The organism is Ignavibacteria bacterium, from assembly GCA_025612375.1.
Classification (GTDB): Bacteria; Bacteroidota; Ignavibacteria; order Ignavibacteriales; family SURF-24; genus JAAXKN01.
Genome location: JAAXKN010000001.1, coordinates 156,621 through 171,219, shown reverse-complemented (window position 1 = coordinate 171,219; position 14,599 = coordinate 156,621). Strand labels below are relative to the sequence as shown.

Annotated in this window: 9 protein-coding genes and 2 pseudogenes; 9 read left to right on the top strand and 2 right to left on the bottom strand. The window is 45.1% G+C overall.

Features of this window, described 5'->3' with window-relative positions:
• Nucleotides 1-425: 425 nt before the first annotated feature.
• The 9 genes and pseudogenes from HF312_00675 (at nt 426) to HF312_00635 (ending at nt 13,272) form a co-directional block, all read left to right on the top strand.
• The gene (locus HF312_00675; protein ID MCU7518695.1) at nt 426-3,800 is read left to right on the top strand and encodes an efflux RND transporter permease subunit; all 3,375 of its coding nucleotides are present in this window, start codon (nt 426-428) and stop codon (nt 3,798-3,800) included.
• Nucleotides 3,801-3,933: 133 nt separating this feature from the next.
• Nucleotides 3,934-5,214: a TolC family protein gene (locus tag HF312_00670; protein ID MCU7518694.1), complete on the top strand. Its 1,281-nt coding sequence runs from the start codon at nt 3,934-3,936 to the stop codon at nt 5,212-5,214.
• A gap of 33 nt (nt 5,215-5,247) precedes the next feature.
• Nucleotides 5,248-6,633 (top strand): efflux RND transporter periplasmic adaptor subunit, encoded by a 1,386-nt coding sequence (locus HF312_00665; GenBank protein MCU7518693.1) that lies wholly within the window; start codon nt 5,248-5,250, stop codon nt 6,631-6,633.
• A gap of 227 nt (nt 6,634-6,860) precedes the next feature.
• Nucleotides 6,861-7,067 (top strand): annotated as a pseudogene (locus HF312_00660) (efflux RND transporter periplasmic adaptor subunit).
• Between the two features lie 439 nt (nt 7,068-7,506).
• Complete coding sequence (locus HF312_00655; GenBank protein MCU7518692.1) at nt 7,507-8,184, top strand: ABC transporter ATP-binding protein; 678 nt, start codon at nt 7,507-7,509, stop codon at nt 8,182-8,184.
• Nucleotides 8,185-8,378: 194 nt separating this feature from the next.
• Complete coding sequence (locus tag HF312_00650; GenBank protein MCU7518691.1) at nt 8,379-9,524, top strand: PLP-dependent transferase; 1,146 nt, start codon at nt 8,379-8,381, stop codon at nt 9,522-9,524.
• Nucleotides 9,525-9,535: 11 nt separating this feature from the next.
• On the top strand, nt 9,536-11,026 hold the full coding sequence (locus HF312_00645) for a PLP-dependent transferase (GenBank protein ID MCU7518690.1): 1,491 nt from the start codon (nt 9,536-9,538) through the stop codon (nt 11,024-11,026).
• Nucleotides 11,027-11,166: 140 nt separating this feature from the next.
• Nucleotides 11,167-11,400: pseudogene (locus tag HF312_00640) on the top strand (hypothetical protein).
• 240 nt (nt 11,401-11,640) lie between these two features.
• A complete protein-coding gene (locus HF312_00635; GenBank protein ID MCU7518689.1) occupies nt 11,641-13,272 on the top strand; it encodes an alkaline phosphatase family protein in 1,632 nt (543 codons plus the stop codon).
• A gap of 56 nt (nt 13,273-13,328) precedes the next feature.
• On the opposite strand, the gene HF312_00630 is transcribed toward HF312_00635, so the two are convergent.
• Nucleotides 13,329-13,595 carry a UBP-type zinc finger domain-containing protein gene (locus HF312_00630; protein ID MCU7518688.1) on the bottom strand — a complete coding sequence of 89 codons (267 nt, stop codon included), beginning with the start codon at nt 13,593-13,595 and terminating at the stop codon, nt 13,329-13,331.
• A 48-nt stretch (nt 13,596-13,643) separates the two neighbouring features.
• A complete protein-coding gene (locus HF312_00625; protein MCU7518687.1) occupies nt 13,644-14,558 on the bottom strand; it encodes a hypothetical protein in 915 nt (304 codons plus the stop codon).
• Between the last annotated feature and the right edge of the window lie 41 nt (nt 14,559-14,599).

Genomic DNA, 14,599 nt, shown 5'->3' with positions numbered 1-14,599 from the left:
GTGATTATAAGTTTATTACCCTTAAATTATTTAAACATACCTTTAAATAATTTAAGGGTTTTTATTTCATGCCCCCTAAATTCCGCCAAAATCCGCCATTTTACAGTGGCACAATCCTTGCACAAACATTATCAAAAATCTAATTGAGTTTTTATATGCTTGTGCAAATAATTTTAATCCTCGGTTACGCTTTTATTGTAACTCTCTTTATAGCGGGTTTTACATATCTGGTTAAAACCTATATTAAGAAACCCGAAGCTGGTAAGCCCTTCAGCTATAAAGACCGGCATTCAAGGGTCTCCAGGCCGGCAGGAAAATACAATTAGATAATAAAAGTTTGGGTTCTATAAAAATAATTGGAAATAACGGAAATAAAGCTTTAGCACACGGCGTATATCTCAAAAGTGCTAAACAGGAGTCAGCTAATGATCGAAAAATTAATTGAGTGGAGTGCAAAGAACAGGTTCATCGTAATCCTTATCTACCTGATCGTTATAGGATTCGGTATTTATAGCGTCGTTAACCTGCCTGTAGATGCAATTCCCGACTTGTCTGAAAATCAGGTGATTATCTATACTGAGTGGATGGGCCGCTCGCCTGAAATTATTGAAGACCAGGTAACTTTCCCTATCACTACAGGGCTTCAGGGCCTGCCGGGCGTTAAGGCCGTTAGGGCAAATTCAATGTTCGGCATGTCTTTCGTTTTTGTAATTTTTGACGATAACGTCGATACTTATTTTGCCAGAACAAGGGTCCTGGAGCGCCTGAACACAGTCCAGGCACAGCTTCCTCAGGGCGTTGTTCCTTCTTTAGGGCCTGACGGCACGGGCGTGGGACACGTATTCTGGTATACACTTGAAGGCAAAGGCTACGACCTTGGTACTTTAAGGTCGGTGCAGGACTGGTACGTTAGATACAAACTTGCCTCAGTAGACGGCGTTGCCGAAGTTGCCTCAATAGGCGGCTTTGTAAAACAGTACCAGGTGGACGTCGACCCGATGAAGCTTAGAGCATATAACCTTACGGTTTCTGACGTCGTAAACTCCATTCAAAGGACAAACAACGAAGTCGGAGGCAACATTATTGAAAGAAACGACGCCGAGTACTTCGTGCGCGGCCAGGGCTACATTAAAAGCAAGGAAGACGTCGAAAATACGGTAGTCCGTAATGAAGCTAACGGCGTCCCGGTCTTAATCAGCAACGTTGCCAACGTCCAGATCGGTGGCGACATAAGACGTGGCTCTCTGGATAAAAACGGCGAAGGTCAGGTGGTCGGCGGCATCGTCGTCATGAGAAACGGCGAAAACGCCAAGAACGTTATAGACAGAATAAAAGCAAAAATTGAAGAAATTAAACCGGGACTTCCCGCAGGAGTAGATATAGTTCCTTCATACGACAGGAGCACTCTTATACGCGAGGCAGTCGGGACTCTTGAACGCGCACTTGTTGAAGCTTCTATTACTGTAGCCATAATGGTTGCTCTCTTCCTCCTTCACTTCAGAAGCATCGTCAGAATTTTAATTGAGCTCCCGATCTCGGTCCTGATAGCATTCATACTGATGTACGCCTTCGGCATAACATCAAACGTAATGAGCCTGGGCGGTATCGTGCTGGCAGTAGGAGTCATTGTCGACTCGTCCATTGTGCTGGTTGAAAACGCCTACCGCAACCTTGCCAAGGCGCTAGAGACAAAAGGGCACCTCACCAAACAGGAATACATGGATATTTCCATCATGTCTGCCAAGCAGGTGGGGCGCGCAATATTCTTCTCCGAACTCATAATTCTGGTCTCGTTCCTGCCGGTCTTTATGCTTACGGGGCAGGAAGGAAAAATGTTCAAACCCCTGGCATTTACTAAAACGTTTGCCATGGCCGGAAGCGCAATCGTCGTGGTTACACTCATCCCGGTTCTTATGACAATGCTCATGAGAGGCAAATTCCGCCCCGAGGATAAAAACCCTACTACTAATTTCTTCATTAAACTCTACAGGCCTGTTATACACTGGGTCCTGGAGCACAGAAAGATCACTATCGGCTTAAACCTTCTGGCTCTCGTAATAACAATCCCGATGGTTATGAATACCGGAAGCGAATTCATGCCGCCATTGGATGAAGGCTCCATACTTTATATGCCTGTAACCCTTCCTAACGCCTCGATTACTGAGGTAAACAGGATCCTGCAGGAACAGGATAAGATAATTAAAACTGTGCCCGAGGTTCATCATGTACTGGGCAAGGCCGGGCGCGCTGAAACAGCAACGGATAACGCTCCTTTAAGCATGATCGAAACAATCATTCTCCTTAAGCCCAAGAGCGAGTGGAGGCCTGGCATTACAAAGAAAGATATCATCAGCGAGCTTGATGAGAAACTCCAGATCCCGGGCGTGCGTAACGGATGGACACAGCCTATCATTAATCGAATCAACATGCTTGCTACAGGCGTCAGGACTGACATAGGGTTTAAGATATTCGGGCCTAACCTGGATACTCTGGAAGCTTATGCAATAAAGGCTGAACAGATCTTAAAAGATGTCCCGGGTGCCGCAGACGTAGTGGCAGACCGCGTGCAGAACGGATACTATATGGACATACAGGTTAAACGCGATGTTGCAGCCCGCTACGGCGTAAATATACGCGACCTGCAGGACATAATTGAAACCGCTATCGGGGGACAGAACCTGGGAATCGTGCTTGAAGGCAGAATGCGCTTCCCGATACGAATGAGATATGAAAGAGACTATAGAAACAATATCGAAGACCTCAAAAACCTGATCGTTCCTGTTTCCTCTACAATGGGAAGCGCACCCATGGCTTCTTCTGGCGGAGGAGCAATGGGCAGCGGGAGCTCAATGGGAGCTTCACAGTCTTCAGGCATGTCTTCAATGGGCGGAGGCAACAGCCAAAGAACCGTTCAGACTGCTTCAGTTACCCCAGGCCCTCAGGCTGAGGATAATTCACTGACGGCACCATCAGCAGGCTCTACAATTTATCTACCGCTTTCTGAAATTGCTGACGTCAATGTGGTTACAGGGCCACCTATGATATCAAGCGAAAACGGTATGCTGAGGTCAATAGTATTTATGAATACGCGCGGACGCGATATGGGAAGCGTCATGGTCGACGCCAAGAAGGTTATCTCTGAAAAACTCCACCTCCCGGCAGGATACTCCTACACGTGGAGCGGACAGTATGAAAGCAAGGTGAGGGCGCAGAGGACAATAACTATAATAATGCCTGTAGTATTCCTCTTAATATTTGTGCTCCTATACTTTACTCTGAAGGATTATAAGGAAGCTGGCGTCGTTATGCTCTCAGTGCCTTTCGCACTCATTGGCGGCATGTACATGGTTTACGCCCTGGGCTATAACTTCTCGGTTGCAGTCTGGGTAGGTTTTATCGCACTCTACGGTATTGCGGTTGAAACCGGTGTTGTTATGGTGGTCTACCTCCACGAAGCTTTGGATAAACGCCTGAGAGCTTACCACAGGAGTGAAAGGGGAGAGATTACAAAACAGGATATCTATGAGGCAACGGTTGAAGGATCTGTCTTAAGACTGAGGCCCAAGGTTATGACTGTGGCAACGGCAATGGTTGGACTTATTCCTGTCATGTGGTCTACAGGAACAGGAAGCGACGTTATGAAGCCTCTTACAGCTCCAATGATCGGAGGCCTATTAACCAGCGCAATGCACGTTCTTGTTGTAACCCCTATACTCTTTGCCATAATGAAGGAGCGTGCCTTAAAGAAAGGTAATCTTGAAGTCTCCAAGATGGCAGACTGGATGAGGGAGGGGGACTAAGAAAATGATGAATGCTGAATTATTAATGCTGAATGAAGAGAAAAAAGAGAACCATTATTCAAATACAGAATTCAAAATGCAGAAAAGTAAAATGGAAACTTTGTTAAATAATTTGAAAGCTTTTGCAGTTTTAATGATTGTGTTAATTCTAATGCCGCGGGCGGCAAAAGCACAGTCGGTGGACTCATTGGTTAATGAGGCCCTTAAGAATAACCCCAGGCTGAAGTCGCTGGAGGCTAAAACCCGCTCGGCTGAGTTCAGGGCGGAATCATTTAACTCGGCACAGGCTCCAACCCTTGGCGTTCAGTTCTCTGAGATCCCTTTTGGTAAGTATAACATAGTTAACGACGCCCTCTCAAATGAAGTCTCACTCTCACAGATGTTCATGCTGGGCGGCAAGATCAATGCTATGACCGAAAGCGAAAGAAAAAATGCCGTCGTCCAGGGAGATAACTACCAGATCTATAAAGTTAACCTCATAGGACAGATAAAGATGTCTTATTACAGCCTGTGGATGACGGAACGGAAAATTGAAGTCCAGAAAAGAAATATAGATCTATATAATAATCTTATAAACTTCCTGACTACAAATTATTCGGTTAACCGCGCAAGCCAGGCAGACATACTGACGCTCAAAGGGGAAATTGCCTCAAGCCAGACTCAGCTCGTAACGCTGCAAAGAGAGCTCGAAAGTGGTACTTACAGGCTCAATCAGCTCCTGGGGCGCGACCTGTCATCAAAGGACATAAATATAGTAAAGGAAATCCCGAACGATACTCTCTTAATTACTCAGGCTGAACTGGAGGAAAAGCTCGCCGCAGTAAACCCCTCGCTAAGGCAGATGAGTAATATGGTGGAGATGAATAAGGCAATGATTACAGCTAATCAGAAGGATAAAATTCCTGACCTTATGCTCCAGGCTATGGTAATGCGCCAGCCGCAGGGAATGATACTTACTTCCAAAACCGACCTTTCAATGCTTACTATGGGAATGGAAGAGCCGAAGACGGAATATATGTACTCTCTTATGGCTTCAATTACTCTTCCTTTTGCCCCATGGAGCAAGGGTAAATACCAGGCTAAGGAAGAAGAGCTTTATGCCGGAATCAGGGGAATTGAATATGAAAAAAATGACATGCAGCGCGATATGACCGCCCAGCTGAAGGCATCAGTTACAAAATACAAGACAGCTGAAGACCTCCTGAAACTGTATTCAGGCAACGTAATCCCTCTATACGAGCAGGCAGCTCAGGCCCAGCTTACGGCTTATCAGAGCAACCAGACAAACGTTGCCACTATTATCGATACCTACAGGATGCTCCTGATGCAGCAGATGAATTATTACATGGCGCAGGCCGACTCGCAGATGTCTTTAGCCGAAATTGAAATGATGGTTGGCGGATCAATTAAATAGATTTTTACTGTAGAAAATATTACGGGAATAACCATGAAAGCAAAAGAATTTATAAAAGGAAATAAAATGAAAGTCTTAAGATTATTTCTCATACCTTTAGTAGCTCTGGCATTCGTAATGGCAGGATGCGCAAAATCCTCGGGCGGTGAGGACGGACATGACCACTCGCTGGAGGCAAAGAAGTCGGGTAAAAAGGAATATTATACATGCACCATGCACCCGCAGGTAGTCTCGGATAAACCCGGCGTCTGCCCGATCTGCAATATGGAACTTGTAAAGAAAACAATTGATGATGCCACAGACAACAAGGAAACTAACGTTAACGACATGGAGGCAATGATTGCAATTCACGGCAATAAGCTCATCCTGGCAAACGTTTCAACCGCAAAAGTTGAAAAGGGGAGCCTGCAGAAAGATGTTAACGCCTATAGCTACCTCGATTTTGCCGAGCAGAACAGGAAGTATATCTCCGCTAAATTCAATGGAAGGATTGAAAAACTCTTTGTAAACAGAACAGGCGATTATATCCGCAAGGGGCAGCCCTTGTTCGAAATCTACAGCCCGGACATCGTTCAGGCAGAAAATGAGTATCTCATTGCTCTTAACGGCGGCAATCAGCCTTCGGGACTCTATCAGGGAAGCGGAAACCAGAACAGGCTTCTGTCCTCTGCAAGAAAAAAACTCGAACTCTTTGGTGTAACAGATGCACAGATAAAAAACCTGGAAGCTACAAAAGACGTAAAGCTTACAATAACATACTATTCGCCAGCAGGCGGAACCGTCATCGATAAGAAGGTGCAGGAAGGGCAGTATGTAAATGAAGGAACAGTTATCTATGACGTTGCCGATATGTCTACGCTCTGGAGCATATCTGAAGTTTACGAAAAGGACCTCCAGGCAATAAAAACCGGAAGCCGTGCCGAGCTTTCTCTTCAGGCTTATCCGGGAAAAACTTTTGAAGGCAAAGTAACTTTTATTTATCCCGTGCTCAATTCCTCTTCAAGAACAATTAAGGTAAGGAGCGAATTTGCAAACAAAGGCGGCCTGCTTAAGCCGCAGATGTTCGGACAGACACTCTTCAGGAGTAACGCGGGCTCGGGCCTCCTTGTTCCAGGTGGCGCCGTCCTCTTTACGGGAAAAAGAAATATTGTATGGGTAAAAGCACAGGATGGCATGTTTACAAGCCGCACGGTTGAAGTCGGTAGTAAATTCGGCGATAAGTACGAGATTTTGTCAGGCCTGAAAGAAGGAGAGGAAGTTGCCTCTACAGGCGGATTCCTTATAGACTCTGAAAGCCAGCTCCAGGCAGGCGCCCCGGCAGGTGGACAACACGCCGGAATGAAGATGGATAATAATAAGGGACAGTCTGGCCAGAAGGGGAACTCCTCGGGACAGATGGATCCCAATATGAAAATGTAACCTTTAACAACACTTACCTTAAGTGGAAATAAACATAAACTCAAAACAATGGAGAAAAAATGAAAATGTCAGTTAAATCCATAAAATTTGCCCAATTCTGCCTTGCCGGAGCATTGGTAGCTTTTAGCTTTAGCGGCAGCCTTATGGCCCAGAGCGCTGATTCCCATAAGGATCACAAGATGTCAATGCAGGGACACATGAATATGGGACAGGAAAAAGACAATGGCAAGGACCAGTCAATCGTCCGCAAAGGTGTTATTGATCTTAAGGCAATAGATAAAAATAAGGACGGCAAGGTTTTCCAGGATCAGATGGACTGGAACGTTATTAGCGACAAGCCGGGTACATGCCCTCTTTGCAAAATGACACTGGAAGAAGTTACTCTTAAGCAGGCAAAAGACAACCTTAAAAAGAACGGCTTCAAGGTAAAATAGGCTTCAGCTTTTGAAAGCATTATGATCTTTGTTGGATGGAGCCAGCCGGCAGTTGCAGCGGCCGGCTGGGTAAGGAGCTGAAAAGGTAAAACAAAAGATCATAATGCTGCCTGATTTGGGCTGTTCTGGTGACTTAAGCCTCCGGTTTTCCGACTGCCCTGAAAATAATTCGCTCGTTTATTGTAATTTTCCCGATTTGTTTTATTTTTAGACTTTGATTTTTGTTCTTTTAAGCCGGTCATTTATCTGATGAAGATGGAAACATTGTGAGCGGAAATGACGTATAAGGTTAGTACAATTGGTCCATCCGGAACTTTATCCGCTGAAAAGACAGTCAGGTCTTTTTTTAGGCGGTTAATATTCCGGACGAAGCTACTCTGCCGCAGGGGACATACCCTGCCGTAAAGCACTATTAAAATATTAAAGAAAGAGGAAAGTTATGAGCCAGATTGAAATAAAGGATTTGCAGAAGTATTATCCGACACAGGAAGGATTTATTAGGGCTATAGACGGCGTTTCTTTCAGCTTGGAAAAAGGGGACTTCTGCCTGATAATGGGGGAGGAGTGTTCAGGTAAAAGTACTCTCCTAACATCGCTCGGAGGCCTCAACCGTCCTACATCCGGTAGCGTAATTGTGGATGGAACCGACATTTATAGTCTCTCTCCCGAACAGCTTGCGGATTTCAGGCATAAGAACCTGGGCTTCATGTTTCCTTCGTTTCAGCTCCTTCCGTTTCTTACGGTGCTTGAAAACGTTATGCTCCCGTTTGTTTCCAACGAGCACTCATTGGAAGAACAGAAGGAAATGGCGCTTTCCGTTTTAAGAAAAGTCTACCTGTACTATAAATCAGGCATGCTCCCGGGCTCTCTGAATAAGGGTGAGCAGCAGAGGGTTGCTATTGCACGCGCTATGGTGAAAAATCCCGGCGCACTACTTATTGATGAACCCGATCCCGCACTTGATTCAGCAACCGGGGTGGGTATAATGGAACTCCTTAAAGAACTGAATGAAGAAGGCAGAACCATTATTACAATCCATAATAACAGGGAATTCGAAACTTACGCGAATAAGACGATCTTTTTGTGCGGCGGAAAGGGAGAACTCGTAATAAGATAGCGCCGGAAAAGCCTGGCCTGAGTTTATAATATATTAAATGTGCCGCTGCGCTCTTTCTGCGGCGGCACTTTAATAAGCTCCCTTTATTCTTCAAATAAATCCATTCCTTCATTGTTATTTCACCAATCTATATTATATTTACACCTTAATTTTAAGTGCTTACACGGATATTTATTATATAAACGGTTTTTGTTATGGAGCTGGAAACATTACTTGCAAGACTGACCGATAACTGCAGTATTAACGACCCTTACGGTGCTTCTCATCTGCCAATTTATCAGACAGCAACCTTCGACCTTAAAAAACAATCGGGTGATAGGATATACGATTACTCCAGGACTGATAACCCTACAAGAAATGCCCTGGAAGATATCTTTGCCGCTGCCGAAGGCGCCCAGGGATGCGTCTGCATCAATACGGGCCTTTCAGCAATCGCTCTGCTCTTTGAGACTACACTTCAGACAGGCGACGCGGTACTCGTTGAAATGGACCGCTACGGCGGCACCTACAGGCTCCTTAATATTCTTTCTCAAAAGTCCGGTATTGATGTCTATAGCTGCGACTTCATGGACCACGCGAAGGTTGAGGAATTGATCCGCACAAAAAATATAAGGCTCGTCTTCTGCGAAAGTCCTACAAATCCCGGACTTAAAATAATTGACATCGCTGCAATTTCCGGAATCTGTAAAAAATATCAGGCCCTCTTTGCAGTTGATAACAGCCTGGCAACATTTGCCTCGCAAAAACCTCTTGAGCTTGGAGCCGACTTTTCTGTTTTTTCAACCACCAAATCGGTCTCGGGCCACGGGGCTGCAGTCTCGGGCGCGGTTGCGGCAAAAGAGATGAAATGGGTTGAAAAACTGAGGTTCTATTCAAATGCCGAAGGACGGGCACAGAGCCCGTTTGAGTCTTTCTTAATTACTTTGGGGCTTCCTACTCTTACATACAGAATGAAGGTGCAGGAAGAAAATACACTTAAGCTTGCGGCATATCTCTCAGAAAGACCGGACGTTATGAAGGTATGCTTCCCGGGCCTTGAATGCCACCCACAGCATGCGCTTGCTGTAAAACAGATGAAAATCTGCCCCGGCATTCTTACTGTAGATATGATAAACAGCAGCCAGGCAGCAAAGTTTATCACTAATACAAAATATTTTGGCGAAAAGGCATCATTTGGAACCGTGGATTCAAGGATTGAAATGCCTTCAAAGATAAGCCACCACAGTTTTACTGAAGAGGACCTTAATGCTATCGGCATAACCGCAAATACACTCAGAATTTCTGTCGGGCTCGAAAACATTAACGACCTGATCGGGGATATAGAATCGGCCTTAAGTTAAGGATAATTTTTATGGAGTACTTTTGTCATATACCTTGCGGAGATTCATTACCTCAAAACAACCCGCATGCAGTTTCGGTAAGCCTTCCCAAAATCTCTGACGTCGTTGGATATGAGGAAAGCGATCCCTCGGTTCTTGAAATTATGCATTCTGCGTACCCGCGCTTCAGACAGAACCTGCTGGTTCAGAAAGCCCGGGATTATGCCCGCAAGAATTTTTCTTTAACTCCTGAAGACGATATCATTCCCGTCTCCTCATTTAAGAGCGTGTCCTTATTCGAAAAACAGACCGGACATTGCCTGGAAACCCTCACCTTTGAGGGCCTGGACTTTATTAAAATCCCTAAGGATTCTCCTTTACTTGAAGGTGTAAAATATTTCCAGCAGCACACGGGACTAATCCTATCTTCAAGAAAAGCCGAAGACTTCCTGCTTAAAAATAAAATCGTCCTCTCTGAATTCCCGGAAAAGCGTGAGGATTCATCATCTGCCGCGGGTATAATAAAAAAGACACTTTCTGAGGCCTATGGCAATGTGGCGCCTGAAGACGTATTTCTCTGTACTTCAGGAACAAATGCCTTCTATACGGCTTTTGAAGCCTTAAGAGTGAAACGGTCTGAGGCTAAAAGAAACATTATTGTCCAGCTTGGGTGGCTATATCTCGACTCGATGGAAATAATCCGCAAATACAGCAATAAGCACTCAATTTGTATTAACATTGCGGACCTGGATTCTCTTGAACAATATATAAAAGAAAATCACTCTGAAATTGCCTGCGTAATTACGGAAATCCCGACGAATCCTTTGATCCAGACGGCAGACCTGCCGAGGCTTTCCTCCTTAACCCGGAACTTTAATATTCCTTTAATGATTGATTCAACAATTGCCACACCATTTAACGTGGAACTGATGGAATATGCCGACGTTGTTGTTGAAAGCCTCACCAAATACGCGTGCGGCCATGCCGATGTAATGATGGGCGCTGTCATGCTGAATAAGAACAGCAATATGGCACAGTCAATAAAAGAAGCCCTGTGCGGAATAAATGAAATCCCATATATTAAAGACATATGCAGGCTGGCTGAAGAAATTAAATTCTACTCTCAAAGGGTGGAGGCAATTTCAGAAAATACGCTCCGGTTTATTAGCTATCTGAAATCATCTGCTAAAATTAAACACGTTCACTGGGCGCTTGAAGAATCTACCGAATGCAATTACAGAAAGATAATGAAAAATGGCGGTGCCGTGCCCGGGCTCATCTCAGTAATTTTTGATAAGGATCTTCAGCACTATTACGACCGCCTTCCGCTGGCCAAAGGTCCAAGCTTCGGAACAGAGTTTACGCTCGCCATGCCATACATTTATATGGCGCATTACGATATGCTGAAGACCCCGCGGGGCAGGGCAAGGCTGAATAACCTAGGCATTGACCGTCAGCTCCTTAGAATTTCTGTAGGCCTTGAGCCTTCTGATGAGCTGATAAGGGTGTTTGAAGAGCTATAGGACTTAAAGACTTTCTTCTCTGCCTTAACTTCTGAGTGAGACTTGCCTGTTGAACCAAATAATTTTATATTTAGGCACTTTCATTCATCCCTGTTCTAAAAATAATTGGCTGTTTATACTTTAATAACGGTGTAACATCTATGGCAAAAAAACTCAACTGCTGGGAATTCATGAAATGCGGGCGCGGACCAAATGGCAATAAGGTCCCGGAACTTGGCCTCTGTCCTTCTGCTTCTAATCAGGATGCCGACAGCATAAATGACGGCACAAACGGGGGCAGAATTTGCTGGGCAATTGCAGGCTCATTTTGCCAGGGCCATATTGAAGGAACTTTTGCCCGGAAAATCCCAAGCTGCATGGTGTGTGAGTTTTATGACCACGTACTTAAGGAAGAGGGCAAGTCGGTCTTTCACCTTACTAAAAGAATGACTCTGGAAGAATGAACACGGCTTGAACTTTGCGGCACACAGACTGATATGCCGGCTTCAAAAGTTGAAAAAAAATTATTGCAGACATCAAAGCTCAAAATCACACGGTTTTTGAGCTTTTTTTGTTTATATTAAAATTTCATATATTGGTCATCTTATTTTGAACTATTTACGGTTAAACAGGTAATGTCAAAAACTAAATTATTTTTTCCGCTCGTGGTCTTACTGCTTGCCCTTTCATCTGAACTCTTTCCACAGCAGCTGCAAAGACCGAAACTGGTCGTCGGAATCGTCATAGACCAGATGAGATATGATTATCTTTACCGTTTCGAACCTTATTACGGAAAAGACGGCTTTAACCGCCTCAAAAATGAAGGCTCAAATTTCACTTTTGCCCATTATAATTATGTCCCTACTTATACCGCATGCGGGCATACATCCATATATACCGGAACTACACCGTACTTCCATGGAATAATCGGAAACGACTTCTACGATAAGTCACTGAAGAAAATGGTCTACTGCGCAAGCGACACCACAGTTAAAACCGTCGGCAGTAATGATAAGGAAGGACAGATGTCCCCAAGGCGCGAACTCTCTACTACAATTACAGACCAGCTTAAGCTTGCAACTAACGGGAAGGCAAAAGTTATAAGCGTTTCACTTAAGGACAGGGCTGCAATCCTTCCCGGAGGCCACTGGCCCGACGGGGCTTACTGGTATGATTATGAAACAGGGGACTTCATTACTTCCACCTATTACATGAATTCGCTTCCTGTGTGGGTGCAGGATTTTAATAAAAGAAAACTGGCAGATAAGTTCTTGTCAGGGCAGTGGACACTATCAAAGCCCAGGGAGGACTATCAGAGCCTGGGATCTGACCAGTCGGACTATGAAAAAGACGTATTCTCAGAAGGCAAGACCACATTCCCTCATGCATTCGATAAGGTGAAGCCCGACCAGAAATACGGAAGCCTTGAATCCACCCCCTTTGGAAACGAGATAGTTAAGGAAATGGCAATTGCGGCTCTCGTAAATGAAAACCTGGGAAAGGGCAAAGAAACAGATTTCCTGGCCGTAAGCTTTTCCTCCACCGACTATGTGGGGCACGCTTATGGAAATTATTCCTATGAGCTTCAGGATACCTATATTAAACTCGACCTCCAGATCGCGGAGCTCTTAAAGGCGCTCGATAAACAGGTGGGAAAAGGAAACTATGTGTTCTTTTTAACCGCTGACCACGCGGGGCTCGATACACCGCACTTCCTGAAGGACCATAACCTCCCTTCAGGGGAACTTAACAGCAGGGCATTTTCAGATTCTCTGAAGGCTTTTGCCACAAGAACTTACGGCAGCACAAGAATTATTGAGAATACATCGAACCTCCAGATATTTTTTAGCCGCGATGAGATAAAAAAAGGCGGCCTGGATCTTCACTCTGTAATCAGCTCCTTCAGCAATTATATAAGAAGCGGTTTTCCGCAGATTTCAACCCTCTCAACAAGGACTGACCTTGAAGGCAGAGCTGCCAGCCGTGAGTCCGGGGACCTGATATTAAACGGCTTTAACCCGGCACGCTCGGGCGACATTGCCTATAACCTTCAGCCCGGATTTCTTCCGACTTTCCTTAATACCGGAACAACCCACGGCGCCCCGTATTCATACGATACACACGTCCCCATACTTTTTTACGGGTGGCACATTCCTAAGCAGACTGTAAACACACCTGTCTATATCGTCGACATTGCAGCTACGGTTGCAGACCTGCTGAAAATTACTGAGCCCAGCGGCTCCATAGGAATTCCGCTTATTAAGTAAGATATTTTAAGCAAAAGGGAAGAGTAAACTGCTCTTCCCCTGGCTTTAATATTACCTTACTCGGCAAACAGTTCATCCACATAGCAGTACTCCCAGTCCTCTCCCGGCTGAAAAGATTTTATTACCGGGTGGTGTGTCGCATGATAATGCTTGGTTGCATGCTTGTTCTTTGACTGGTCGCAGCAGCCTACGTGCCCGCATGTAAGGCAAAGCCTTAAGTGCACCCAGGTGTCTCCCATTTTCAGGCACTCCTCGCATCCTTCGGGCGTCTTCGGCTCGGGCTCCCTGGTAATCTGAGCAATGTGTTCGCATACTTCTTTCATTTTCTCTACCTTTCAGCTTAAAATAAAATTCCGTCTATTCTTTTTGTGCTAAAACGGGACCGGTCCTTCAAGTGACCTGACGTCCCAGCCCGCAAGCTTTGCGCTTTCTTCATATGTAGTTTGGAGAAACTGCATTATCTTCTCCTCAGGCGAAGCGAGGGATAAAATATCCTCATAAGGCATTATAAATTCACCCATTACAGTATTAAATGATGCTGCCGGAGGCTCAATATGAACATTCTCAATACCTTTGGGTGCCGGGTACAGATAGGAATAAAAAGCCGCGTGAGGATATCTGTTGTCCCCGGGCCAGAAACCAAAGGCAAAATTCTCCTCGTTTTCAGCAAAACGCATTATCCGCCCTCCGTAGTCAGGCGGCGCGGCAGGCTTGCCGGAGAAGCGCGTTCCATTCAGGTCAAAAGAACCCCAGAAGAACTGTATGGGACTGCTTTTTCCCCTGAAACGTGAGCAGAAACGTTCAAAAACAAAATAACACTTTACCTGCAGAAGCCACCAGCTGTGTGCATAACTGCTGTCGTAGGAAGAATGTAAATCATCCGTGTCACAAGAGAGGGGATCGGTAACTTCCACCTGCATAGGGTTAATCTTAACGTCAATGCCAAGATCCTTTAAGGCTCCCATGAATTCCGTGTAGAAGTCAGCTACCGAGCGGGGATATAACGAGATCTTCAAGGACTCGCCGCTGACCTTGTGAAGCAGAAGTTCATGATGAATTAAATCAAAGTTTATGTCGAATGCCTCATCCTTATATGGGATGAGCCCTGTTGTCATACCTGAGGAGGTAATCTGGAAGGCTACTTGCCACCAGTGATTCAAAAAAGGATGAAGTGCCAGCTTTACCTTGCCCGCAATCTGCATCCACATATGCAGCGTATCAAGCGTGTCCTTCCATTTTTCATATGGCAGGGCAGGCCACCGGGTGTCATTTTTAACATTATACATAATACATTCCTCGGATTTTTTAGGCGTTGATGTAACTAAAC

Bases quoted from the DNA above. Each gene is read 5' to 3' on its own strand.
- HF312_00675 (MCU7518695.1), top strand. From the start codon at position 426: ATGATCGAAAAATTAATTGAGTGGAGTGCAAAGAACAGGTTCATCGTA.
- HF312_00670 (MCU7518694.1), top strand. From the start codon at position 3,934: ATGATTGTGTTAATTCTAATGCCGCGGGCGGCAAAAGCACAGTCGGTG.
- HF312_00665 (MCU7518693.1), top strand. From the start codon at position 5,248: ATGAAAGCAAAAGAATTTATAAAAGGAAATAAAATGAAAGTCTTAAGA.
- HF312_00655 (MCU7518692.1), top strand. From the start codon at position 7,507: ATGAGCCAGATTGAAATAAAGGATTTGCAGAAGTATTATCCGACACAG.
- HF312_00650 (MCU7518691.1), top strand. From the start codon at position 8,379: ATGGAGCTGGAAACATTACTTGCAAGACTGACCGATAACTGCAGTATT.
- HF312_00645 (MCU7518690.1), top strand. From the start codon at position 9,536: ATGGAGTACTTTTGTCATATACCTTGCGGAGATTCATTACCTCAAAAC.
- HF312_00635 (MCU7518689.1), top strand. From the start codon at position 11,641: ATGTCAAAAACTAAATTATTTTTTCCGCTCGTGGTCTTACTGCTTGCC.
- HF312_00630 (MCU7518688.1), bottom strand. From the start codon at position 13,595: ATGAAAGAAGTATGCGAACACATTGCTCAGATTACCAGGGAGCCCGAG.
- HF312_00625 (MCU7518687.1), bottom strand. From the start codon at position 14,558: ATGTATAATGTTAAAAATGACACCCGGTGGCCTGCCCTGCCATATGAA.